The following is a 24056-nucleotide window of genomic DNA, read 5'->3' on the forward strand; positions in this document are numbered from 1 at the left end:
CGGCATACCGATTAATGCAGCACCGTCACCGCGTCTTCCAGTCGGCTGGCGCGGTGTTTCACCATCGCCGACACCTGCGCACTCTCTTCCACTAACTCGGCGTTTTTCTGGGTGATCAGGTTAAGCTCATCCACCGCACGGGTCAGGCTGGAAAGCCCATCGGACTGTTCCAGCGTTGAATGGCTAATCTGGGCGATCAACTGGGTGACGTTTTTTACCTGCGCCACAATATCTTCCATCGTCCGTCCGGCGGCGTGTACCTGCTGCGAACCGGATTGCACCTTATCAGCACTGGCATCAATCAGCTTGCGAATATCGTTGGCGGCATTAGCACTGCGGCTGGCTAAATGACGCACTTCCCCTGCCACCACTGCAAAACCTTTGCCTTGTTCTCCGGCACGCGCCGCTTCCACCGCCGCATTCAGGGCGAGAATATTGGTCTGAAACGCAATATCGTTAATCAGCGAAGTAATGGTGCCAATGCGCTGGGTACTGTCAGCAATATCGTCCATCGTTTTGATCACCGTGGACATCGCCTCCCCGCCCTGCACGGCCGCATTACTGGCGGTGATCGAAAGTTTATCGGCAGCCGACGCCGTGGCAGAGTTCTGTTTCACCGACGCCGCCATCTGGTTCATGGTCGCCACCGTTTGCTGAACATTATCAACCGTCTGTTGGGTATGTTCGTTCAGTTCATCAGTGCCTTTCGCCAGCGTCTCGCTGCCGTTTCTGACACTGGACACCTGGCTCGAGACATCGTTAATTAGCCAACGGCACATCAGGCCAAGCTGCCCTACCGCGCGTAATGTCAGCCCCAGCTCATCGCTGCGATTCAGATGCTCAACACTATTACGTTCTCCGGTCGCCACCTTCAGTGCCTGACGGGCGACATTTTCTATCGGGCGCACAATCTGCCATTCAAAACAGGCGCTTACTAACAATACCACTAATGCACAGAGGAAATACGACACCACCGGGGCAGCAACAAACCAAAGCATAGCCGCCAACAAGATAAACATCAGCGTCATCACTCCACGCGCCCGCCAGCGAAGCGGCAATGAAGGTAGTTTTCCCAGCCAGCCTTTACGCACCACCAGGCCTTTATGAATACGCTTACTGGTACGTCCGGCGTTCAACGCTTTGTACAGTGGCTCCACCACCGCAATCTCTTCATCCGTCGCCCGGGTACGAATCGACATATAGCCACTGATTTTTCCCTCGCGCACCATCGGTACCGCATTGGCCCGCACCCAATAATGGTCGCCATTTTTGCGGCGATTTTTCACGATGCCGCTCCAGGGCTCCCCTTTTTTCAGGGTGAACCACATATCCGCAAACGCCGCTTTTGGCATATCGGGATGACGCACCATATTGTGCGGCTGCCCCTGTAACTCCTGCAAGGTATAGCCGCTCACCTGCACAAAAGTGTCATTAGCATGAGTGATATAGCTTTGCAGATCGGTAGTGGACATCAGAGTGGTATCGTCCGCCAGCGGGGTATTTTGCTGGGTGACATACGGATGAGAAGACATGTTCGCGTCCTGTGCAGGTTATATGGTTGTTAACTTCTTGTCAGAGTTTATGTCGGCCCCGCTGCGGTTATCTTTAACCGATTAATTTGATTTAGATCGCAATTTGCGATTAAAGCACAAATCTAATTCCTTGATTTAAAATACTTTCACTCTGTTACTATACGAAAACGTTAATTATCTTGCCCAAAAATCAGGCATTTATTGCCCTAAAAGCGTGCATTTGCGCAGCGATCACCACATTCATACCCAATATAGACCGTGCAAAATAACAGCAAATGTTAACAAACAGCATTAAATATTGCGCAAATGATAACCACATTTGTGTTTATCCCGATTTTCGCGATTGCAGCCGGAGTGGCGCAATCCCTGCAATACTTAAATCGGTATCATGTGATACGCGAGCCTCCGGAGCATATTTTGAACAGGTTACCTTCGAGCGCATCGGCTTTAGCGTGCAGCGCCCACGCCCTGAATCTCATTGAGAAGCGAACGCTGGATCATGAGGAGATGAAAGCACTTAACCGAGAGGTCATTGAATACTTCAAAGAGCATGTCAATCCGGGGTTTTTAGAGTATCGCAAATCTGTTACCGCCGGCGGGGATTACGGAGCCGTAGAGTGGCAAGCGGGAGGTTTAAATACGCTTGTCGACACCCAGGGACAGGAGTTTATCGACTGCCTTGGAGGTTTTGGAATTTTCAACGTGGGGCACCGTAATCCAGTTGTGGTTTCCGCCGTACAGAATCAACTTGCGAAACAACCGTTGCACAGCCAGGAGCTGCTCGATCCGTTACGGGCGATGCTGGCGAAAACCCTTGCTGCGCTAACGCCAGGTAAACTGAAATACAGCTTCTTCTGTAATAGCGGCACCGAGTCCGTTGAAGCAGCGCTGAAGCTGGCGAAGGCTTATCAGTCGCCGCGCGGCAAGTTTACTTTTATTGCCACCAGCGGCGCGTTCCACGGTAAATCACTTGGCGCGCTGTCGGCCACGGCGAAATCGACCTTCCGCAAACCGTTTATGCCGTTACTGCCGGGCTTCCGTCATGTACCGTTTGGCAATATCGAAGCCATGCGCACGGCTCTTAACGAGTGCAAAAAAACCGGTGACGATGTTGCCGCAGTGATCCTTGAGCCGATTCAGGGCGAAGGTGGCGTAATTCTGCCGCCGCCGGGCTATCTCACCGCCGTGCGTAAGCTGTGCGATGAGTTCGGCGCACTGATGATCCTCGATGAAGTACAAACGGGCATGGGGCGCACGGGCAAGATGTTCGCCTGCGAGCATGAGAACGTTCAGCCGGACATTCTGTGTCTGGCAAAAGCCCTCGGCGGCGGCGTGATGCCGATTGGCGCGACCATCGCCACTGAAGAGGTGTTCTCAGTTCTGTTCGACAACCCGTTCCTGCATACCACCACCTTTGGCGGCAACCCGCTGGCCTGTGCGGCGGCGCTGGCGACCATCAATGTGTTGCTGGAGCAGAACTTACCGGCTCAGGCTGAGCAAAAAGGCGATATGTTGCTGGACGGTTTCCGTCAACTGGCACGGGAATATCCCGATCTGATACAGGAAGCGCGTGGTAAAGGGATGTTGATGGCGATTGAGTTTGTTGATAACGAAATCGGCTATAACTTTGCCAGCGAGATGTTCCGCCAGCGCGTCCTGGTGGCCGGAACGCTCAATAACGCCAAAACGATCCGCATTGAACCGCCACTGACACTGACCATTGAACAGTGCGAACTGGTGATCAAAGCGGCGCGTAAGGCGCTGGCGGCCATGCGAGTAAGTGTCGAAGAAGCGTAATATCAAATCGGATGGCGATACGACGTCGCCATCCGATTGTTTTATACGATACGTACGCCCGCAGGCATCATCCGCTCCGGCGTTAACAGCACGCTTTCACTGCCATCATCGGTTTCCGCACACAACAGCATGCATTCCGATGTTTCACCACGCATTTTTGCTTTTTGCAGATTGCATAAGACCACCACCGTTTTCCCCATCAGCTCTTCTTCGCTGTAGTACGGCACCAGGCTGGTCACGGTTTGCAGCGTTTTTTCACCAACATCAACCTGTACGATGTACAGCTTGTCAGCGTTTTCATGGCGTTTAACTTCCACAATCTTTCCAACGCGCATTTCCAGACGTGCGAAATCGGTATAAGCCACGGTTTCCATTGTTATCCCCCTTCAAGTAAAATTTTACTAAACTATAGCAAAAAAATTTCTCAATCCTGTAGGCTAAAAATGGAGAATGCAGGCATGATCACATTCGTAAGCCGCTGTGTTACCGTTACAGCGTCAAAGAACCACGCTTTATTTACTGAAAACAGGTGACCCAAAAAGCACTTCCACTACAATGGGTGTGCACATCAGGGAAAGTAAAAAAGGTAAACATGGCAACACTAAAAGACATCGCAATCGAAGCTGGCGTATCCCTGGCGACAGTATCCAGGGTCTTAAATGACGATCCGACATTGAATGTGAAAGAAGAGACGAAACATCGCATTCTCGAGATCGCCGAAAAGCTGGAGTACAAGACCAGTAGTGCCCGTAAACTCCAGACAGGTGCAGTCAACCAACACCATATTCTGGCTATCTACAGCTACCAGCAGGAGCTGGAGATCAACGATCCTTACTATCTGGCGATCCGCCACGGCATTGAAACCCAGTGCGAAAAGCTGGGCATCGAGCTCACCAACTGTTATGAACACAGCGGCTTACCAGACATTAAAAACGTCACCGGTATTTTAATTGTCGGCAAACCCACGCCCGCCCTGCGCGCCGCTGCCAGCGCGTTGACCGACAATATCTGTTTTATCGACTTTCACGAACCCGGCAGCGGTTACGATGCGGTGGATATCGATCTGGCACGTATCAGTAAAGAAATCATCGACTTCTATATCAACCAGGGCGTTAATCGTATTGGTTTCATTGGCGGTGAAGATGAGCCTGGCAAGGCGGATATTCGTGAGGTCGCCTTTGCGGAATATGGCCGACTGAAACAAATGGTACGCGAAGAGGATATCTGGCGCGGCGGTTTTTCCAGTTCGTCGGGCTACGAACTGGCGAAACAGATGCTGGCTCGGGAAGACTACCCGAAGGCGCTTTTTGTTGCTTCCGATTCCATTGCTATTGGCGTACTGCGGGCAATTCATGAACGTGGTCTGAACATCCCGCAGGATATTTCGCTTATCAGCGTTAACGATATCCCCACCGCACGATTTACCTTTCCGCCGCTCTCCACCGTGCGCATCCATTCCGAGATGATGGGAAGCCAGGGCGTTAACCTGGTGTATGAAAAAGCCCGGGATGGTCGCGCGCTGCCGCTGTTAGTCTTCGTTCCCAGCAAATTAAAACTGCGCGGCACGACCCGTTAAATCCCCTTACACACTGTCCGGCAATCGTTTTTGCCGGACAGTGCTGCCGTTTATTTTCGTGATCCAGTTAAAGTAAATGCATTTACTCGCTATATTTTAGTAAAAATTTTACTAAACTCCCCAGCAATTACACAAACTACCATCACCATGAATGGTTCCGATTTCTCTCTACCGGGAGGCCCTATGAATCGCTGGGAAAACATTCAGCTCACCCACGAAAACCGACTTGCGCCGCGTGCCTACTTTTTTTCATATGATTCTGTTGCACAGGCACGTACCTTTGCCCGCGAAACCAGCAGCCTGTTTCTGTCTTTAAGCGGTCAGTGGAATTTCCATTTTTTTGACCATCCGCTGCAAGTACCTGAAGCCTTCACTTCCGAGTTAATGGCTGACTGGGGACATATCACCGTCCCCGCCATGTGGCAAATGGAAGGCCACGGCAAACTGCAATATACCGACGAAGGTTTTCCGTTCCCCATTGATGTGCCGTTTGTCCCCAGCGATAACCCAACCGGTGCCTATCAACGCATTTTCACCCTCAGCGACGGCTGGCAAGGCAAACAGACGCTGATTAAATTTGACGGCGTCGAAACCTATTTTGAAGTCTACGTTAACGGTCAGTATGTGGGTTTCAGCAAAGGCAGCCGCCTGACCGCAGAGTTTGACATCAGCGCAATGGTAAAAACCGGCGACAACCTGTTGTGTGTGCGCGTGATGCAGTGGGCGGACTCCACCTACGTGGAGGACCAGGATATGTGGTGGTCGGCGGGGATCTTCCGCGATGTTTATCTGGTCGGTAAACAACTCACGCATATTAACGATTTCACCGTGCGTACCGACTTTGACGAAGCCTATTGCGATGCCACGCTTTCCTGCGAAGTGGTGCTGGAAAATCTCGCAGCCTCCCCTGTCGTAACGACGCTGGAATATACCCTGTTTGATGGCGAACGCGTGGTGCACAGCAGCACCATTGATCATTTGGCAATTGAAAAACTGACCAGCGCCAGCTTTGCTTTTACTGTCGAACAGCCCCAGCAATGGTCAGCAGAATCCCCTTATCTTTACCATCTGGTCATGACGCTGAAAGACGCCGACGGCAACGTTCTGGAAGTGGTGCCACAACGCGTTGGCTTCCGTGATATCAAAGTGCGCGACGGTCTGTTCTGGATCAATAACCGTTATGTGATGCTGCACGGCGTCAACCGTCACGACAACGATCATCGCAAAGGCCGCGCCGTTGGAATGGATCGCGTCGAGAAAGATCTCCAGTTGATGAAACAGCACAACATCAACTCTGTGCGTACCGCTCACTACCCCAACGATCCGCGTTTTTACGAACTGTGTGATATCTACGGCCTGTTTGTGATGGCGGAAACCGATGTCGAATCGCACGGCTTTGCTAACGTCGGCGATATCAGCCGTATTACCGACGATCCGCAGTGGGAAAAAGTCTACGTCGAGCGCATTGTTCGCCATATCCACGCGCAGAAAAACCATCCGTCGATCATCATCTGGTCGCTGGGCAATGAATCCGGCTATGGCTGTAACATCCGCGCGATGTACCACGCAGCGAAGGCGCTGGATGACACGCGACTGGTGCATTACGAAGAAGATCGCGATGCTGAAGTGGTCGATATTATTTCCACCATGTACACCCGCGTGCCGCTGATGAATGAGTTTGGTGAATATCCGCATCCGAAGCCGCGCATCATCTGTGAATACGCCCATGCGATGGGGAACGGTCCGGGCGGGCTGACGGAGTACCAAAACGTATTCTATAAGCACGATTGCATTCAGGGACATTATGTTTGGGAATGGTGCGACCACGGGATCCAGGCGCAGGATGACAACGGCAATGTCTGGTATAAATTCGGCGGTGACTACGGCGACTATCCCAACAACTATAACTTCTGTCTTGATGGTTTGATCTATTCCGATCAGACGCCGGGGCCGGGACTGAAAGAGTACAAACAGGTTATCGCGCCGGTAAAAATCCACGCGCTGGATCTGACTCGCGGCGAGCTGAAAGTCGAAAATAAACTGTGGTTTACCACGCTTGATGACTACACCCTGCACGCAGAGGTGCGCGCCGAAGGTGAAACGCTCGCGACGCAGCAGATTAAACTGCGCGACGTTGCGCCGAACAGCGAAGCCCCCTTGCAGATCACGCTGCCACAGCTGGACGCCCGCGAAGCGTTCCTCAACATTACGGTGACCAAAGATTCCCGCACCCGCTACAGCGACGCCGGGCATTCTATCGCCACTTATCAGTTCCCGCTGAAGGAAAACACCGCGCAGCCAGTGCCTTTCGCACCAAATAATGCGCGTCCGCTGACGCTGGAAGACGATCGTTTGAGCTGCACCGTTCGCGGCTACAACTTCGCGATCACCTTCTCAAAAATGAGTGGCAAACCGATATCCTGGCAGGTGAATGGCGAGTCGCTGCTGACCCGCGAGCCAAAGATCAACTTCTTCAAGCCGATGATCGACAACCACAAGCAAGAGTACGAAGGGCTGTGGCAACCGAATCATTTGCAGATCATGCAGGAGCATCTGCGCGATTTTGTCGTTGAGCAAAGTGATGATGAAGTGTTGATCATCAGCCGCACGGTTATTGCCCCACCGGTGTTTGACTTCGGGATGCGCTGTACCTACATCTGGCGCATCGCTGCCGATGGTCAGGTTAATGTGGCGCTTTCCGGCGAACGTTACGGCGACTATCCGCACATCATTCCGTGCATCGGTTTCACCATGGGGATTAACGGCGAATACGACCAGGTAGCATATTACGGACGTGGACCGGGCGAAAACTACGCCGACAGCCAGCAGGCTAACATCATTGATATCTGGCGCAGTACCGTCGATGCCATGTTCGAGAACTATCCCTTCCCACAGAACAACGGTAACCGTCAGCATGTCCGCTGGACGGCACTCACTAACCGCCACGGCAGTGGTCTGCTGGTGGTTCCGCAGCGCCCCATTAACTTCAGCGCCTGGCACTACACCCAGGAAAACATCCACGCTGCCCAGCACTGTAACGAACTGCAGCGCAGTGATGACATCACCCTGAATCTTGACCACCAACTGCTTGGCCTCGGCTCTAACTCCTGGGGCAGCGAAGTGCTGGACACCTGGCGCGTCAGGTTCCGTGACTTCAGCTACGGCTTTACGTTGCTGCCAGTTTCTGGCGGGGAAGCTACCGCGCAAAGCCCGGCGTCGTATGAGTTCGGCGCAGGGTTCTTTTCCACGAATTTGCACAGCGAGAATAAGCAATGAGGATCATCGATAACTTAGAACAGTTCCGCCAGATTTACGCCTCTGGCAAAAAGTGGCAACGCTGCGTTGAAGCGATTGAAAATATCGACAACATTCAGCCTGGCGTCGCCCACTCCATCGGTGACTCATTGACTTACCGCGTGGAGACAGACTCCGCGACCGATGCGCTATTTACCGGGCATCGACGCTATTTTGAAGTACATTACTACCTGCAAGGACAACAAAAAATTGAATATGCGCCGAAAGAGACATTACAGGTAGTGGAATATTATCGTGATGAAACTGACCGTGAATATCTAAAAGGCTGCGGAGAAGCCGTTGAGGTCCACGAAGGGCAAATCGTTATTTGCGATATCCATGAAGCGTATCGATTTATCTGTAATAACGCGGTCAAAAAAGTGGTTCTCAAAGTCACCATCGAAGATGGTTATTTCCATAACAAATAACAATTACGGCGGCATAAGGAGTTTGCCGCCACCGCTACCCTACTCATTTTCGGAGATGTGTTATGTCTGATACCAAACGTAATACAATCGGCAAATTCGGCTTGCTCTCGCTGACTTTTGCCGCCGTTTACAGCTTTAACAACGTTATCAATAATAATATTGAGCTTGGACTGGCCTCGGCACCAATGTTTTTCCTCGCGACGATTTTTTATTTTATTCCCTTCTGTCTGATCATCGCAGAATTTGTTTCGTTAAATAAAAACTCGGAAGCCGGTGTCTACGCGTGGGTAAAAAGTTCGCTGGGCGGACGTTGGGCATTTATTACTGCCTATACCTACTGGTTCGTAAACCTGTTCTTTTTCACCTCATTATTACCGCGCGTTATTGCTTACGCCTCGTATGCTTTCCTCGGCTACGAATATATTATGACGCCGGTTGCCACCACCATTATCAGTATGGTGCTGTTCGCCTTCTCCACCTGGGTTTCCACCAACGGGGCGAAAATGCTGGGGCCAATCACCTCCGTCACTTCAACGCTGATGCTGCTGTTAACGCTCTCCTACATTTTACTGGCAGGCACGGCGCTGGTTGGCGGCGTACAGCCTGCCGATCCGATCACCGTTGACGCGATGATCCCTAACTTTAACTGGGCGTTCCTCGGCGTTACTACCTGGATCTTTATGGCCGCAGGTGGCGCGGAATCTGTCGCGGTGTACGTTAACGACGTCAAAGGCGGTTCAAAATCGTTTGTTAAAGTGATCATTCTCGCCGGGATTTTTATCGGTGTACTGTATTCCGTCTCCTCGGTGCTAATTAACGTCTTCGTCAGCAGCAAAGAGTTGAAGTTTACCGGCGGATCGGTGCAGGTATTCCATGGCATGGCGGCGTATTTTGGTCTGCCGGAAGCGTTGATGAATCGCTTTGTTGGCCTGGTGTCCTTTACCGCGATGTTCGGCTCCCTGCTGATGTGGACCGCTACGCCGGTAAAAATTTTCTTCTCCGAAATCCCGGAAGGCATCTTTGGTAAGAAAACCGTCGAACTGAACGAAAACGGCGTTCCGGCGCGCGCGGCATGGATCCAGTTCCTGATTGTCATCCCGCTGATGATTATCCCGATGCTCGGTTCCAATACCGTGCAAGATCTGATGAATACCATTATTAATATGACCGCCGCAGCATCCATGCTTCCACCGTTATTCATCATGTTGGCTTACCTGAATTTACGCGCCAAATTAGATCACCTGCCACGCGATTTCCGTATGGGCTCCCGCCGCACAGGTATTATCGTTGTTTCAATGCTGATTGCGATATTTGCCGTAGGGTTTGTCGCTTCGACATTCCCGACTGGCGCGAATATTCTGACCATCATTTTTTATAACGTCGGCGGTATTGTTATCTTCCTCGGCTTTGCGTGGTGGAAATACAGTAAATATATAAAGGGATTAACGGCTGAAGAGCGCCATATTGAAGCGACGCCAGCCAGCAATGTTGATTAAGCAGAATAATAAAAAATGAGCAGGCATTTTCCCTCTTCCTGGATGGGGAGAGGGAAAATAGTTTCTGCCTTTATATTTTTATAATTACAACGATAAAAGGCTGTACTTTTTCTTTAGCTCATGGATTAACACAATGAAATTAATCACTGCACCATGCAGAGCATTACTTGCTCTGCCGTTTTGCTACGCCTTTTCTGCGGCTGCTGAAGAAGCACGTCCAGCAGAACATGACGACACAAAAACACCCGCAATGACCTCGACATCTTCTCCTTCATTTCGTTTTTACGGCGAATTAGGGGTTGGTGGATATATGGATTTAGAGGGTGAGAATAAACATAAATACAGCGACGGCACCTATATTGAAGGTGGCCTGGAGATGAAGTACGGCTCCTGGTTCGGCCTGATTTACGGCGAAGGCTGGACCGTGCAGGCCGACCACGACGGTAATGCCTGGGTGCCTGACCATAGCTGGGGTGGTTTCGAAGGTGGGATTAACCGTTTCTATGGCGGTTATCGTACCAATGATGGCACCGAAATCATGCTCAGTCTGCGTCAGGATTCCTCGCTGGATGACCTGCAATGGTGGGGCGATTTCACGCCCGATCTGGGCTACGTCATTCCCAATACCCGCGACATTATGACCGCGCTGAAGGTACAGAACTTAACCGGCAACTTTCGTTATAGCGTCACCGCCACACCTGCCGGACATCATGACGAAAGCAAAGCCTGGCTACATTTTGGCAAATACGATCGCTACGACGACAAATACACCTATCCGGCAATGATGAACGGTTACATCCAGTATGACCTTGCCGAAGGCATCACCTGGATGAACGGTCTGGAAATCACCGACGGCACAGGGCAACTCTATCTGACGGGACTGCTTACCCCTAACTTTGCCGCTCGCGCCTGGCACCATACCGGACGCGCCGACGGGCTGGACGTACCGGGAAGTGAAAGCGGGATGATGGTGAGTGCTATGTATGAAGCGTTAAAGGGCGTTTATCTCTCCACCGCTTACACCTACGCCAAACATCGCCCTGACCACGCTGACGATGAAACCACCTCTTTCATGCAGTTTGGTATCTGGTACGAATACGGCGGCGGACGTTTCGCAACGGCTTTTGATAGCCGCTTCTACATGAAAAATGCCCCTAACGATCCCAGCGACCAACTCTTCCTGATGCAATATTTCTACTGGTAAAATGACAATAATCTCATGAAAATCAAAACTATTTTAACGCCAGTAGCCTGCGCTCTACTGATGAGTTTTTCCGCCCATGCCGCTAATGCCGACAATTACAAAAACGTGATTAACCGTACCGGCGCACCGCAGTACATGAAGGATTACGATTACGACGATCACCAGCGTTTTAATCCGTTTTTCGATCTCGGATCCTGGCATGGTCATCTGTTGCCAGACGGACCGAACACCATGGGCGGTTTTCCAGGCGTTGCGCTGCTGACAGAAGAATACATCAACTTTATGGCCAGCAATTTCGACCGCCTGACCGTCTGGCAGGACGGCAAGAAAGTCAATTTCACGCTGGAGGCATACAGTATTCCCGGCGCGCTGGTACAAAAAATGACAGCAAAAGATGTGCAGGTCGAAATGACTCTGCGCTTCGCCACGCCGCGTACCTCATTACTGGAAACTAAAATCACCAGCAATAAACCGCTGGATCTGGTGTGGGACGGCGAGCTGCTGGAAAAACTGGAAGCGAAGGAAGGGAAACCGATTTCCGATAAAACCATTGCTGGCGAGTACCCTGACTATCAGCGCAAAATCAGCGCCACCCGTGATGGCCTGAAAGTCACCTTTGGCAAAGTGCGCGCCACCTGGGATCTGCTGACCTCCGGTGAATCAGAATATCAGGTGCATAAATCCCTGCCGGTGCAGACTGAAATCAACGGTAATCGCTTTACCAGTAAGGCGCATATCAACGGTTCGACGACGCTCTACACCACCTATTCCCATCTGCTGACCGCTCAGGAAGTTAGCAAAGAGCAAATGCAGATCCGCGATATTCTGGCGCGTCCGGCGTTTTATCTCACCGCCTCGCAGCAACGCTGGGAAGAGTACCTGAAGAAAGGGTTAACCAATCCGGATGCGACGCCGGAACAGACGCGCGTCGCGGTGAAAGCCATCGAAACACTCAACGGTAACTGGCGCTCACCGGGCGGGGCGGTGAAATTTAATACCGTCACACCGTCGGTGACCGGGCGCTGGTTCTCCGGCAATCAGACCTGGCCGTGGGATACCTGGAAGCAGGCGTTTGCGATGGCGCATTTCAATCCGGACATCGCCAAAGAGAATATCCGCGCGGTCTTCTCCTGGCAGATCCAGCCCGGCGACCGCGTGCGTCCGCAGGATGTGGGCTTTGTCCCCGACCTGATAGCGTGGAACCTTAGCCCCGAGCGTGGCGGCGATGGCGGCAACTGGAACGAACGTAATACCAAACCCAGCCTTGCCGCCTGGTCAGTAATGGAAGTGTACAACGTCACCCAGGATAAAGCCTGGTTGGCAGAGATGTACCCGAAGCTGGTGGCCTATCACGACTGGTGGTTACGTAACCGCGATCATAACGGCAACGGCGTGCCGGAATATGGCGCGACCCGCGATAAAGCCCATAACACCAAGAGCGGCGAGATGCTGTTTACGGTGAAAAAAGGCGATAAAGAAGAGACGCTGTCTGGGCTGAACAACTACGCCCGCGTGGTGGAGAAAGGCCAGTACGACAGTCTGGAAATCCCGGCACAAGTTGCTGCGTCGTGGGAATCAGGTCGTGATGACGCCGCCGTCTTTGGGTTTATCGACAAGGAACAGCTGGATAAATATGTCGCTAACGGCGGCAAACGTAGCGACTGGACGGTGAAATTCGCCGAAAACCGCAGTCAGGACGGAACGTTGCTGGGCTACTCGCTATTGCAGGAGTCGGTGGATCAGGCCAGCTATATGTACAGCGATAACCATTATCTGGCGGAGATGGCAACCATACTCGGTAAGCCGGAAGAGGCCAAACGCTATCGCCAGTTGGCACAGCAGCTCGCGGACTACATCAACACCTGTATGTTCGACCCGACTACACAGTTCTACTATGACGTGCGCATTGAAGGTAAACCGCGGGCAAATGGCTGCGCGGGTAAGCCGATTGTTGAGCGCGGTAAAGGGCCTGAAGGCTGGTCGCCGCTGTTTAACGGTGCGGCAACGCAGGCCAATGCCGACGCGGTGGTGAAGGTGATGCTGGACACCAAAGAGTTCAACACCTTTGTACCGCTGGGAACGGCGGCGTTAACCAACCCGGCTTTTGGCGCGGATATCTACTGGCGCGGGCGCGTATGGGTAGATCAGTTCTGGTTTGGTCTGAAAGGAATGGAGCGTTACGGTTATCGCGATGACGCCCTGAAACTGGCGGATACGTTCTTCCAACATGCCAAAGGATTAACCGCCGACGGTCCGATTCAGGAGAATTACAACCCTCTGACTGGCGCGCAGCAAGGGGCACCCAATTTCTCCTGGAGTGCCGCACATTTGTATATGTTGTATAACGATTTTTTCCGTAAGCAGTAATTTGCAACGGCTGGCGGATGCGGCGTAAACACCTTATCCGCCCTACATGTACGTTCCCCCAGGTCGGATAAGACGCGGCAAGCGTCGCATCCGGCATTACCACCAGCGTATTCTTTTTGATTCCCATCACAAACCCCGCATTCCCCTTTTCCCTTTTCCCCGGCGACGGCTAAATTAGAACTCATCCGACCACATAACAATTATTTTACATACTGGATAATTTATGAGCTACCCGTCGCTGTTTGCCCCGCTTGATTTAGGTTTTACCACGTTAAAAAACCGCGTGTTGATGGGTTCAATGCACACCGGGCTGGAGGAATACCCGGACGGTGCCGAGCGGCTGGCGGCGTTTTATGCTGAACGCGCCCGTCACGGCGTGGCGCTGATCGTTAGCGGCGGTATTGCACCTGATTTAACAGGCGTTGGCATGGAAGGCGGTGCAATGCTCAATGACGTCAGCCAGATCCCGCACCATCGCACCATTACCGAAGCGGTACATCAGGAAGGCGGCAAAATCGCCCTGCAAATTTTGCATACCGGACGCTACAGCTACCAACCGCATCTGGTAGCGCCCTCCGCGTTGCAGGCCCCCATCAACCGTTTTGTTCCTCATGAACTCACCCATGAAGAGATCCTGCGACTGATCGACGATTTCGCCCGCTGCGCGCAACTGGCGCGGGAGGCCGGATACGATGGCGTCGAAGTGATGGGCTCTGAAGGGTATTTGATCAACGAATTTCTGACTCTGCGCACCAACCAGCGTAGCGACCAGTGGGGCGGCGATTACCGCAACCGGATGCGGTTTGCCGTCGAAGTAGTGCGTGCGGTGCGCGAGCGCGTCGGCAACGACTTCATTATTATCTATCGGCTGTCGATGCTCGACCTGGTAGAAGGCGGCGGGACTTTTACCGAAACGGTAGAACTGGCGCAGGCCATTGAAGCGGCGGGCGCAACCATTATCAACACTGGAATAGGCTGGCATGAAGCGCGGATTCCGACCATCGCCACGCCAGTGCCGCGCGGCGCATTTAGCTGGGTCACACGCAAACTGAAAGGTCACGTCTCATTGCCGCTGGTGACCACCAACCGGATTAACGATCCGCAGGTTGCCGACGATATTCTCTCGCGCGGTGATGCCGATATGGTATCGATGGCGCGACCGTTTCTTGCTGATGCGCAGCTGCTGTCAAAAGCGCAATCGGGGCGAGCCGATGAGATCAACACCTGCATTGGCTGCAATCAGGCCTGTCTCGATCAGATCTTTGTCGGCAAGGTCACCTCGTGTCTGGTGAATCCTCGTGCCTGCCATGAAACCAAAATGCCGATCCTTCCCGCCGTGCAGAAAAAAAATCTGGCGGTGGTCGGCGCAGGTCCGGCGGGGCTAGCGTTTGCCATCAATGCGGCGGCGCGTGGTCATCAGGTAACGTTGTTTGATGCACATAGCGAGATCGGCGGGCAGTTTAATATCGCCAAACAGATCCCCGGCAAAGAGGAATTTTACGAAACATTGCGCTACTACCGCCGGATGATCGAAGTGACTGGCGTGACACTGAAACTTAATCACACCGTGACCGCAGATCAGTTAAAGGCGTTCGATGAAACGATCCTCGCCAGTGGGATCGTACCGCGCATTCCGCCCATCGACGGGATCGATCATCCGAAGGTGTTGAGTTATCTCGACGTACTGCGCGACAAAGCGCCGGTGGGCAACAACGTCGCCATCATTGGTTGTGGTGGGATTGGCTTTGATACAGCGATGTATTTGAGTCAGCCAGGGGAGTCCACCAGCCAGAATATCACCGAGTTTTGTAAAGAGTGGGGAATCGACAGTAGCCTGCAACAGGGTGGTGGGTTAAGCCCGCAAGGCATGCAGATCCCCCGTAGCCCGCGACAGATTGTGATGCTTCAACGCAAAGCCAGCAAACCAGGACAAGGGTTAGGCAAAACCACCGGCTGGATCCATCGCTCCACCCTGCTCGCGCGCGGCGTGAAAATGATCCCAGGCGTAAGTTACCAAAAGATCGACGATGACGGGCTGCATGTGGTGATCAACGGCGAAACGCAGATATTAGCCGTGGACAATGTGGTGATCTGCGCGGGGCAAGAACCAAACCGCACGCTGGCACAACCCTTAATCGATGCAGGAAAAACCGTGCATTTAATCGGCGGTTGCGATATGGCTACGGAGCTGGACGCACGACGGGCGATCGCGCAGGGAACACGGCTGGCGCTGGAGATTTAAATCGTTGTTTGAAGCGCCGGATGCGACGCATCCGGCACGTCGCGTTAATCAATAAACAAGGCGGGAGAAATGCCGAATCGCGTTGCCAGTTTTTTAGCGTGTTCCAGCGTTAATTTCCTCTTCCCGCTCAAAACGCGTGACACCATCGATTTACTGCCAATTTCCGGAAGATCGGAAAGGGTTAAACCGTATTGATCCATAAGGGTACGAATCACAGCAACACCGCCAGGCATGGCTTGAGCCATGGCATTAAATTCAGCAAATTCGGGCGCTGATTCTTCCCACGCGGTTATTTTGGCACACACCAGATCCAGCAAGGGGTTTTCAGGATCGTTGAGCAGCAGATGATCTACCAGTTCCAGCGCCTGGGTGTATTGTTCCTCGTTCTGAATACCCGCCAGAAAAGGTGCCACAGCAGTTAGCTTTTCTCCTGCTTGTAAGATGTCAGCAATCGCAATCATTTTTTCCCCTTAGTACGATGAACGGCGGTAAAGAAATCGTATTCTTTATGCGTCATAACTTCACGTATGTAGCACTTTTGCGATTCAAAAAAGACCATTGCTACAACACGTAATTCATTGCCCCCGACATTGAAAACATAATGCTTATCCAGATATTTGAAGTTATCCAGAGAAGGGAATACTGTTTTTAATGACTCAGGTTTTTTGAAATATCCCTTAGCAATCGTGTTCCCCAGAGCCACCAACTCCGTTTTATGTTGCGGGTATTTTTCCGCAGCATCTTTCAATGCTTTTTGAGTTATCAGGTGCATTCTTCATCACGTCCGTTGACAAATTGGCAACATGATAACATCCGTTGACAGATTGGCAACGGATGAATTTATCTGTGTGACGGAAGAATAAACGTAAAAAACGCTAAACAAGAGAATGTAGAGGATGGTGACAGGGATTTTTTGTTTTATGGAAGCGCGATTCCAGAACTGGGCAGACATTGCCGGATGCGACGCTTGCCGCGTCTTATCCGACCTGGGGGTAATGTGCTGAACGTATGCCGGATAAAGCGTTTACGCCGCATCCGGCAGGTAGCTGTCAATCTTACCGACGACGCCCCAGCTTCACCGCTTTCAGCACCACAAATTTATTATTGGTGGCAATGGTGGTGCAGTTGCCAAAAATTTTCTTCAGTTTATGGAAGTAATCCAGGTGACGGTTGGCAACGATATACAGCTCGCCGTTGATTTTCAGGCAGCGGCGCGCGTGGTGGAACATTTCCCAGGCAACGTTATCGGTCAGTGCATGTTGTTGGTGAAACGGCGGGTTGCAGAGCACAGCATTAAAGCGGAACGGCTCCACGCCGGAGAGCGCGTTGTTGATCATAAACTCGCAGCGATCCAACGCCTCTGGCATGTTGGTTTCAACATTCAAACGGCTGGAAGCAACCGCCATCGGTGATTCATCGACAAACACCACTTTCGCCTGCGGGTTTTTATCAAGCAGCGTCAGGCCAATAACGCCGTTACCACAACCGAGATCGACAACCTCACCCTCGAGATTCTCTGGCAGATGCTGCATAAAGAAGCGCGCGCCAATATCAAGCCCGGTGCGTGAGAAGACATTCGCATGGTTGTGGATAGTCCAGTCAGTACCCTCCAGCTTCCAGCTAACGGTCTGCGGTGCATCAACCAGCGGCGGCTCGTTGAAAGTGCAGTTAATCAGGCGCGCTTTCTTCCATGCCAGTGTGGTGGTGGTCGGGCCGAGCACTTTTTCGAACAGTTCCAGCGTGGAGGTGTGAATGTCACGGGCTTTAGCACCGGCAATAATACGTGTATCCGGCGTGACTACTTTGCGCAATGCGCGCAGTTGCTGTTCCAGCAATGCCAGTGTTTTCGGCACTTTGATCAGCACTACGCCAGGCTGCTGCGGGTAGTCAGCGGTGCTGTCGAGAAACTTCACGCTCGATTCATCAATCCCGTTGAGGCGTAAATTCTCGCGCGTCGCCAGTTCGCTGATGTATGAGTCGCCAATGCTGTACGGCTTATGTTCCGCCAGCACACAACTTAACGCCCCAAAGGCATCATTCAGGATTAACACCGGGCCGCGGATTTCTGTGTCGTCCAACTGTTGCAGCAAATATTCATCTGCCGCTTCCCACGCCTGTAGCGGGTTAACGTCATCCGTCGCCGGAAAACGTTGTAGTGTCAGTGAACGGAAACCGTTGTCTAAGTGGCTCATCGGCCCTCCTGAATGATAAAATTTCGACGTTGCCCCTGAAAAGGGTGCGTGAGTATACCCTTTTTCTCTTTTTCGTGGGCGGTTATGAGCAATCTTACTTATCTTCAGGGTTATCCCGAACAGTTGCTTTCCCAGGTGCGCACGCTGATTAATGAACAGCGTCTGGGCGATGTGCTGGCAAAACGCTATCCGGGAACACACGACTACGCCACCGATAAAGCCCTCTGGCAATATACTCAGGATCTGAAGAATCAGTTTCTGCGCAATGCCCCGCCGATCAATAAAGTGATGTATGACAACAAGATCCATGTGCTGAAAAACGCGCTCGGGTTACATACCGCTGTTTCGCGTGTGCAGGGCGGCAAGCTGAAAGCAAAAGCAGAGATCCGCGTCGCTACCGTGTTTCGCAACGCGCCGGAACCGTTTTTGCGCATGATCGTGGTGCACGAGTTGGCGCACCTGAAGGAGAAAGAGCACAACAAAGCGTTCTATCAATTGTGCTGTCATATGGAGCCGCAGTACCACCAGCTTGAATTCGACACTCGTCTGTGGCTAACGCAGTTGTCGCTTGGGCAGGACAAAATCTGAAAATGATGTCAGGCGTTATCTTTTCCTCCTTTAGCGCCTAAAATCGACCTCCCCCCTTTCGTTAAGGATAACGACCATGCTGCGCGCCTTTGCCCGCCTTTTTCGCCGGACTCTAAAGATTGCCTGCTTACTGTTACTTGTGGCAGCAGCGACAATTTTTATCGCCGATCGCGCAATGGTCAACGCCAGCAAGCAGCTGACCTGGAGCGATGTTAACGCCGTTCCAACACGCAACGTGGGTTTATTGCTGGGGGCGAGGCCGGGTAATCGCTACTTTACCCGACGTATTGATACCGCAGCAGAGTTGTACCACGCCGGAAAAGTGAAATGGCTACTAGTGAGCGGCGATAACGGACGTAAAAATTACGATGAAGCCTCAGGCATGCAGCAGGCTTTGATCGCTAAAGGCGTACCCGCAAAAGTCATCTTCTGCGACTATGCCGGATTCTCAACGCTTGATTCGGTGGTGCGTGCCAAAAAGGTGTTTGGTGAAAGCCATATCACTATTATTTCGCAAGAATTTCATAACCAACGCGCCATCTGGCTGGCAAAACAGTACGGCATCGATGCCATCGGGTTTAACGCACCAGACCTGAATATGAAACATGGTTTTTATACTCAGCTGCGGGAGAAACTCGCTCGCGTCAGCGCAGTGATTGACGCGAAAATCCTCCATCGACAGCCGAAATATCTCGGGCCGTCGGTCATGATTGGGCCGTTTAGCGAGCATGGCTGTCCGGCGAAAGAATAATGCGTATCTGCGCACGTCGAAGATGAAAAAGGCGTGCTACATTGACGGCAGAATCCCTTTATGGAGTATCCACGCGTTATGATACGTTTCGCTGTGATTGGCACGAACTGGATCACCCGCCAGTTCGTCGAGGCCGCCCATGAGAGCGGTAAATACAAGTTAACCGCTGTCTATTCCCGCAGCCTTGAACAGGCCCAGCACTTCGCCAATGATTTTTCTGTCGAGCATCTGTTTACATCGCTGGAAGCGATGGCAGAAAGCGATGCCATTGACGCGGTGTATATTGCCAGCCCGAATGCCCTGCATTTTTCCCAGACACAACTTTTCCTTAGCCATAAAATTCATGTGATTTGCGAGAAACCGCTGGCGTCGAATCTGGCGGAAGTGGATGCCGCCATTGCCTGTGCGCGGGAAAATCAGGTGGTGCTGTTTGAGGCATTTAAAACCGCCAGCCTGCCGAATTTCCATTTGTTACGGCAGGTACTGCCGAAAGTTGGCAAATTGCGTAAAGTCTTTTTCAACTATTGCCAATATTCCTCGCGATATCAACGTTATCTGGACGGCGAGAATCCCAACACCTTCAATCCGGCATTCTCCAACGGTTCAATTATGGATATCGGCTTTTACTGTCTGGCGTCGGCGGTGGCGTTATTTGGTGAACCGAAAAGCGTGCAGGCAACCGCCAGTTTGCTGGCAAGTGGTGTGGATGCCCACGGCGTGGTGGTGATGGATTACGGTGATTTCAGCGTTACCTTGCAGCACTCAAAGGTCAGTGATTCTGTGCTGGCAAGTGAGATTCAGGGCGAAGCGGGATCGCTGGTGATTGAAAAACTGTCTGAATGCCAGAAAGTTTGCTATGTGCCGCGCGGCAGCCAGATGCAGGATCTTACCCAACCGCAGCATATTAATACCATGCTGTACGAAGCAGAGCTGTTCGCTACCCTGGTGGATGAACATCTGGTAGATCATCCAGGGCTGGCGGTCAGTCGTATCACCGCCAGGCTGCTGACCGAGATCCGCCGCCAGACCGGGGTGATTTTTCCGGCAGATAGCGTAAAACTATAATAGCCAAAGTAAAACAGTGTAAAAGGGATGTAACAGACCATTGACTGACCGAATGGTCTGTCATACTTTGTTACCTGCAAAGGGGAGTAACTTCATTGCCGGTCGATCGTCATTACGATGTGTGAAAAACCACATCCGGTCACCGGGCAACCCGAAAGGAATACGCAGACGTATTCCTTTTTTGTTGTAAGTGAGACCTTGCCGGAAGGCGAGGTCTATGCATAAAAAGCAGCGGCTGACGTCTTCCGACGTTGGCCGTTTTTTTATGTGTAAGGAACTTCTATGAATACTGTCGGCACGCCGTTGCTATGGGGCGGATTCGCTGTTGTTGTCGTCATTATGCTGGCTATCGACCTGTTGTTGCAGGGGCGTCGCGGGGCACATGCCATGACCATGAAACAGGCTGCGGCCTGGTCGCTGGTCTGGGTGACGCTATCGTTACTGTTTAATGCCGCTTTCTGGTGGTATCTGGCGCAGACACAGGGGCGCGAAGTCGCGGACCCTCAGGCATTGGCCTTCCTCACGGGTTATCTGATTGAGAAATCACTGGCGGTCGATAACGTCTTCGTCTGGCTGATGTTGTTCAGCTATTTCTCTGTTCCGGCGGCATTACAACGCCGCGTGCTCGTGTATGGCGTACTCGGGGCGATTGTTCTGCGTACCATCATGATCTTCACTGGCAGCTGGCTGATTTCGCAGTTCGACTGGATCCTGTATATCTTCGGTGCCTTCCTGCTGTTTACTGGCGTGAAGATGGCGCTGGCTCATGAAGATGAATCAGGTATTGGTGACAAGCCGCTGGTGCGCTGGCTGCGCGGTCATTTGCGCATGACCGACACCATCGACAACGAGCATTTCTTTGTGCGTAAGAATGGTTTGTTGTATGCCACGCCGCTGATGCTGGTACTGATTCTGGTGGAGTTGAGCGACGTGATTTTCGCCGTGGATAGCATTCCGGCTATCTTCGCCGTGACCACCGATCCGTTTATTGTGCTGACCTCAAACCTGTTTGCGATCCTCGGCCTGCGTGCGATGTATTTCCTGTTGGCGGGCGTAGCAGAACGTTTCTCGATGCTCAAATATGGTCTGGCGGTAATTCTGGTGTTTATCGGTATCAAGATGCTGATTGTCGATTTCTACCATATTCCGATCGCCGTTTCGCTGGGCGTGGTGTTTGGTATTCTGGTGATGACGTTTATTATCAACGCCTGGGTGAATTATCGGCATGATAAGCAGCGGGTGGGATAATTCGCTGTATATTAAGCCACTACGGGTGATAACTCCTTCCAGACAAAGATGAGCGATTAAGTATGTAACCGACTTATAGCTCTTTACAAAAAGATCGCTTGGGTGTTAGTGGCGTCAAAATCACCGAAGCGTTCCCTGGAGGCCGGGGCAGCGGCGATTGGCCGCTCCCTGCGCCAGTGACTTTATGTGGCATAGCACATCACAGGAGCGCAACAGTTCTCATATGCCAAATAGCTTTGCCCATATGTTATCTAATCAGCCTTAGTAGCCAGTCCTTCCCTCTGTTTATGTCAAATAAATGTAACCATTAAGTTGCAAAACATGACCTCTCTTTAAAATCCAGCATTTTTCGCTTCCCGAAGCTGTAACTTTCCTTATACTCGACCTTGCAAACACTTTGTTACATCCTGAAAGATGCGTCGACAGAACGCACCAGGGATGTGCGACAACACAATGAAAGGATCGAAAAATGACTACGCAACGTTCACCGGGGCTATTCCGGCGTCTGGCTCATGGCAGCCTGGTAAAACAAATCCTGGTCGGCCTTGTTCTGGGGATTCTTCTGGCATGGATCTCAAAACCGGCGGCTGAAGCTGTCGGTCTGTTAGGTACTTTGTTCGTTGGTGCCCTGAAAGCTGTAGCGCCAATTCTGGTGCTGATGCTGGTAATGGCATCTATTGCTAACCACCAGCACGGGCAGAAAACCAACATTCGCCCTATTCTGTTCCTCTATCTGCTGGGCACCTTCTCTGCTGCTCTGGCCGCGGTAGTCTTCAGCTTTGCCTTCCCTTCTACCCTGCACTTGTCCAGTAGCGCGGGTGATATTTCGCCGCCGTCAGGCATTGTCGAAGTGATGCGCGGACTGGTAATGAGCATGGTTTCCAACCCCATCGACGCGCTGCTGAAAGGTAACTACATCGGGATTCTGGTGTGGGCAATTGGCCTCGGTTTCGCACTGCGTCACGGTAACGAGACCACCAAAAACCTGATCAACGATATGTCGAATGCCGTCACCTTTATGGTGAAACTGGTCATTCGCTTCGCACCGATCGGTATTTTTGGTCTGGTTTCTTCTACCCTGGCAACCACCGGTTTCTCCACACTGTGGGGCTACGCGCAACTGCTGGTCGTGCTGGTTGGCTGTATGTTACTGGTGGCACTGGTGGTTAACCCATTGCTGGTGTGGTGGAAAATTCGTCGTAACCCGTTCCCGCTGGTGCTGCTGTGCCTGCGTGAAAGCGGTGTGTACGCCTTCTTCACCCGCAGCTCTGCGGCGAACATTCCGGTGAATATGGCGCTGTGTGAAAAGCTGAATCTGGATCGCGATACCTATTCCGTTTCTATTCCGCTGGGAGCCACCATCAATATGGCGGGCGCAGCAATCACCATTACCGTGTTGACGCTGGCTGCGGTTAATACGCTGGGTATTCCGGTCGATCTGCCCACAGCGCTGCTGTTGAGCGTAGTGGCTTCTCTGTGTGCCTGTGGCGCATCCGGCGTGGCGGGGGGGTCTCTGCTGCTGATCCCACTGGCCTGTAATATGTTCGGTATTTCGAACGATATCGCCATGCAGGTGGTTGCCGTCGGCTTTATCATCGGCGTATTGCAGGACTCTTGCGAAACCGCGCTGAACTCTTCAACTGACGTGCTGTTCACTGCGGCAGCTTGCCAGGCAGAAGACGATCGTCTGGCAAATAGCGCCCTGCGTAATTAATGTTTACCCCCTTTCGTCTACGGCGGAAGGGGTTGTTTTCTCTACTTTAAACGGATCAATCCCCCTTTTCTGCATCCGCCAGAAACGAATGATATTCAGGCCATTCATAAGCAGAAAACTCCCCTCAATCATCGTGCCGCCTATCGACCCCGCCCAGAAGTTGTGAATCACCCAGCAACACGTTGAAAACCACATCACGCAGCGCATGGTCAGCCCTTTACAGCGGAACAGCGCCCAGGTACTGACAATCGTGCCGATAACCGGCAGTAGTTCGACAGGATGATGGAACTTCGCCAGGCCAATTCCGCCAGTCAGCACAATAAAAATCGCCATTACCCATAAGCTGCGTGTGCGTAAAGTAATCAGCGTACGAATGGCATTAAGGATGGCACTGGCACCGGCGGGATAGGTGCCCAGAAGAAAAAAATGTACGCCAATAACGGCGCTATAGACCGAAAGCTGCTTTTTAAAGCGACGTTCGTCACGGTTGAAAAATGTTGTGATACCAATCAGAAAGGCGATGACACCCACGCCCTGGGCCAGCCAATACGCGGTCATGATA

19 protein-coding genes are annotated in these 24056 nt (G+C 52.1%); 13 read left to right on the top strand and 6 right to left on the bottom strand.

The window, feature by feature from the left end:
* Positions 1–11 precede the first annotated feature (11 nt).
* A complete protein-coding gene (gene aer / locus AACU19_RS17520; protein ID WP_105278351.1) occupies positions 12–1532 on the bottom strand; it encodes an aerotaxis sensor receptor Aer in 1521 nt (506 codons plus the stop codon).
* 417 nt (positions 1533–1949) lie between these two features.
* Between aer and ygjG the strand changes: the two genes are divergently transcribed.
* The gene (gene ygjG, locus AACU19_RS17525; protein WP_105278392.1) at positions 1950–3329 is read left to right on the top strand and encodes a putrescine aminotransferase; all 1380 of its coding nucleotides are present in this window, start codon (positions 1950–1952) and stop codon (positions 3327–3329) included.
* Between the two features lie 41 nt (positions 3330–3370).
* On the opposite strand, the gene AACU19_RS17530 is transcribed toward ygjG, so the two are convergent.
* Positions 3371–3703: a tRNA-binding protein gene (locus AACU19_RS17530; RefSeq protein WP_000450598.1), complete on the bottom strand. Its 333-nt coding sequence runs from the start codon at positions 3701–3703 to the stop codon at positions 3371–3373.
* Between the two features lie 218 nt (positions 3704–3921).
* Here AACU19_RS17530 and ebgR point away from each other — a divergent pair, with 218 nt between their 5' ends.
* The 7 genes from ebgR to fadH all read left to right on the top strand — a co-directional run bounded on the left by ebgR (position 3922) and on the right by fadH (position 15936).
* Positions 3922–4905 carry a transcriptional regulator EbgR gene (gene ebgR / locus AACU19_RS17535; RefSeq protein WP_097731639.1) on the top strand — a complete coding sequence of 328 codons (984 nt, stop codon included), beginning with the start codon at positions 3922–3924 and terminating at the stop codon, positions 4903–4905.
* Between the two features lie 183 nt (positions 4906–5088).
* Positions 5089–8181, top strand: a complete 3093-nt coding sequence (ebgA, locus tag AACU19_RS17540) for a beta-galactosidase subunit alpha (RefSeq protein WP_105278353.1) — start codon at positions 5089–5091, stop codon at positions 8179–8181.
* Positions 8178–8627: a beta-galactosidase subunit beta gene (locus tag AACU19_RS17545; RefSeq protein ID WP_001219950.1), complete on the top strand. Its 450-nt coding sequence runs from the start codon at positions 8178–8180 to the stop codon at positions 8625–8627. Before ebgA ends, AACU19_RS17545 begins: the two co-directional genes overlap by 4 nt.
* 62 nt (positions 8628–8689) lie before the next feature.
* The gene (locus AACU19_RS17550) at positions 8690–10123 is read left to right on the top strand and encodes an amino acid permease (protein WP_001285446.1); all 1434 of its coding nucleotides are present in this window, start codon (positions 8690–8692) and stop codon (positions 10121–10123) included.
* A gap of 133 nt (positions 10124–10256) precedes the next feature.
* On the top strand, positions 10257–11327 hold the full coding sequence (ygjJ, locus tag AACU19_RS17555) for a protein YgjJ (RefSeq protein ID WP_105278354.1): 1071 nt from the start codon (positions 10257–10259) through the stop codon (positions 11325–11327).
* Between the two features lie 15 nt (positions 11328–11342).
* Positions 11343–13694 (top strand): alpha-glucosidase, encoded by a 2352-nt coding sequence (gene ygjK / locus AACU19_RS17560; RefSeq protein ID WP_105278355.1) that lies wholly within the window; start codon positions 11343–11345, stop codon positions 13692–13694.
* Between the two features lie 223 nt (positions 13695–13917).
* Positions 13918–15936, top strand: coding sequence for an NADPH-dependent 2,4-dienoyl-CoA reductase (gene fadH / locus AACU19_RS17565; protein ID WP_105278356.1), 2019 nt, complete (start codon positions 13918–13920; stop codon positions 15934–15936).
* Between the two features lie 44 nt (positions 15937–15980).
* On the opposite strand, the gene higA is transcribed toward fadH, so the two are convergent.
* The 3 genes from higA to rlmG form a co-directional block, all read right to left on the bottom strand.
* Positions 15981–16397 carry a type II toxin-antitoxin system antitoxin HigA gene (higA, locus tag AACU19_RS17570; RefSeq protein WP_088541775.1) on the bottom strand — a complete coding sequence of 139 codons (417 nt, stop codon included), beginning with the start codon at positions 16395–16397 and terminating at the stop codon, positions 15981–15983.
* Positions 16394–16708, bottom strand: a complete 315-nt coding sequence (higB, locus tag AACU19_RS17575; protein ID WP_105278357.1) for a type II toxin-antitoxin system toxin HigB — start codon at positions 16706–16708, stop codon at positions 16394–16396. The genes higA and higB overlap by 4 nt, the downstream gene beginning before the upstream one ends.
* Positions 16709–16991: 283 nt before the next feature.
* On the bottom strand, positions 16992–18128 hold the full coding sequence (gene rlmG, locus AACU19_RS17580; RefSeq protein ID WP_105271288.1) for a 23S rRNA (guanine(1835)-N(2))-methyltransferase RlmG: 1137 nt from the start codon (positions 18126–18128) through the stop codon (positions 16992–16994).
* A gap of 84 nt (positions 18129–18212) precedes the next feature.
* Between rlmG and AACU19_RS17585 the strand changes: the two genes are divergently transcribed.
* The 5 genes from AACU19_RS17585 (at position 18213) to sstT (ending at position 23494) form a co-directional block, all read left to right on the top strand.
* Positions 18213–18716 (top strand): M48 metallopeptidase family protein, encoded by a 504-nt coding sequence (locus AACU19_RS17585; RefSeq protein WP_001295542.1) that lies wholly within the window; start codon positions 18213–18215, stop codon positions 18714–18716.
* Between the two features lie 76 nt (positions 18717–18792).
* Entirely contained in the window at positions 18793–19467 is a 675-nt protein-coding gene (locus AACU19_RS17590) for a SanA/YdcF family protein (protein WP_105278358.1), read from the top strand.
* Between the two features lie 78 nt (positions 19468–19545).
* Positions 19546–20532 carry a Gfo/Idh/MocA family protein gene (locus AACU19_RS17595; protein WP_088541800.1) on the top strand — a complete coding sequence of 329 codons (987 nt, stop codon included), beginning with the start codon at positions 19546–19548 and terminating at the stop codon, positions 20530–20532.
* A gap of 282 nt (positions 20533–20814) precedes the next feature.
* Positions 20815–21780, top strand: a complete 966-nt coding sequence (alx, locus tag AACU19_RS17600) for a TerC family membrane protein Alx (protein WP_001098830.1) — start codon at positions 20815–20817, stop codon at positions 21778–21780.
* Positions 21781–22249: 469 nt separating this feature from the next.
* Positions 22250–23494: a serine/threonine transporter SstT gene (gene sstT / locus AACU19_RS17605; protein WP_042003634.1), complete on the top strand. Its 1245-nt coding sequence runs from the start codon at positions 22250–22252 to the stop codon at positions 23492–23494.
* A 3-nt stretch (positions 23495–23497) separates the two neighbouring features.
* Here sstT and AACU19_RS17610 read toward each other — a convergent pair whose 3' ends face one another.
* Positions 23498–24052, bottom strand: a complete 555-nt coding sequence (locus AACU19_RS17610; RefSeq protein ID WP_000128139.1) for a YgjV family protein — start codon at positions 24050–24052, stop codon at positions 23498–23500.
* Positions 24053–24056 lie beyond the last annotated feature (4 nt).

Origin of the sequence: Escherichia sp. MOD1-EC4550, assembly GCF_963876935.1 — a bacterium.
GTDB lineage: Bacteria > Pseudomonadota > Gammaproteobacteria > Enterobacterales > Enterobacteriaceae > Escherichia > Escherichia coli_F.

Excerpts from the sequence above, each read along its gene's own strand:
- aer (WP_105278351.1), bottom strand. The coding sequence starts at position 1,532 with ATGTCTTCTCATCCGTATGTCACCCAGCAAAATACCCCGCTGGCGGAC.
- AACU19_RS17530 (WP_000450598.1), bottom strand. The coding sequence starts at position 3,703 with ATGGAAACCGTGGCTTATACCGATTTCGCACGTCTGGAAATGCGCGTT.
- ebgR (WP_097731639.1), top strand. The coding sequence starts at position 3,922 with ATGGCAACACTAAAAGACATCGCAATCGAAGCTGGCGTATCCCTGGCG.
- ebgA (WP_105278353.1), top strand. The coding sequence starts at position 5,089 with ATGAATCGCTGGGAAAACATTCAGCTCACCCACGAAAACCGACTTGCG.
- AACU19_RS17545 (WP_001219950.1), top strand. The coding sequence starts at position 8,178 with ATGAGGATCATCGATAACTTAGAACAGTTCCGCCAGATTTACGCCTCT.
- AACU19_RS17550 (WP_001285446.1), top strand. The coding sequence starts at position 8,690 with ATGTCTGATACCAAACGTAATACAATCGGCAAATTCGGCTTGCTCTCG.
- ygjJ (WP_105278354.1), top strand. The coding sequence starts at position 10,257 with ATGAAATTAATCACTGCACCATGCAGAGCATTACTTGCTCTGCCGTTT.
- ygjK (WP_105278355.1), top strand. The coding sequence starts at position 11,343 with ATGAAAATCAAAACTATTTTAACGCCAGTAGCCTGCGCTCTACTGATG.
- fadH (WP_105278356.1), top strand. The coding sequence starts at position 13,918 with ATGAGCTACCCGTCGCTGTTTGCCCCGCTTGATTTAGGTTTTACCACG.
- higA (WP_088541775.1), bottom strand. The coding sequence starts at position 16,397 with ATGATTGCGATTGCTGACATCTTACAAGCAGGAGAAAAGCTAACTGCT.
- higB (WP_105278357.1), bottom strand. The coding sequence starts at position 16,708 with ATGCACCTGATAACTCAAAAAGCATTGAAAGATGCTGCGGAAAAATAC.
- rlmG (WP_105271288.1), bottom strand. The coding sequence starts at position 18,128 with ATGAGCCACTTAGACAACGGTTTCCGTTCACTGACACTACAACGTTTT.
- AACU19_RS17585 (WP_001295542.1), top strand. The coding sequence starts at position 18,213 with ATGAGCAATCTTACTTATCTTCAGGGTTATCCCGAACAGTTGCTTTCC.
- AACU19_RS17590 (WP_105278358.1), top strand. The coding sequence starts at position 18,793 with ATGCTGCGCGCCTTTGCCCGCCTTTTTCGCCGGACTCTAAAGATTGCC.
- AACU19_RS17595 (WP_088541800.1), top strand. The coding sequence starts at position 19,546 with ATGATACGTTTCGCTGTGATTGGCACGAACTGGATCACCCGCCAGTTC.
- alx (WP_001098830.1), top strand. The coding sequence starts at position 20,815 with ATGAATACTGTCGGCACGCCGTTGCTATGGGGCGGATTCGCTGTTGTT.
- sstT (WP_042003634.1), top strand. The coding sequence starts at position 22,250 with ATGACTACGCAACGTTCACCGGGGCTATTCCGGCGTCTGGCTCATGGC.
- AACU19_RS17610 (WP_000128139.1), bottom strand. The coding sequence starts at position 24,052 with ATGACCGCGTATTGGCTGGCCCAGGGCGTGGGTGTCATCGCCTTTCTG.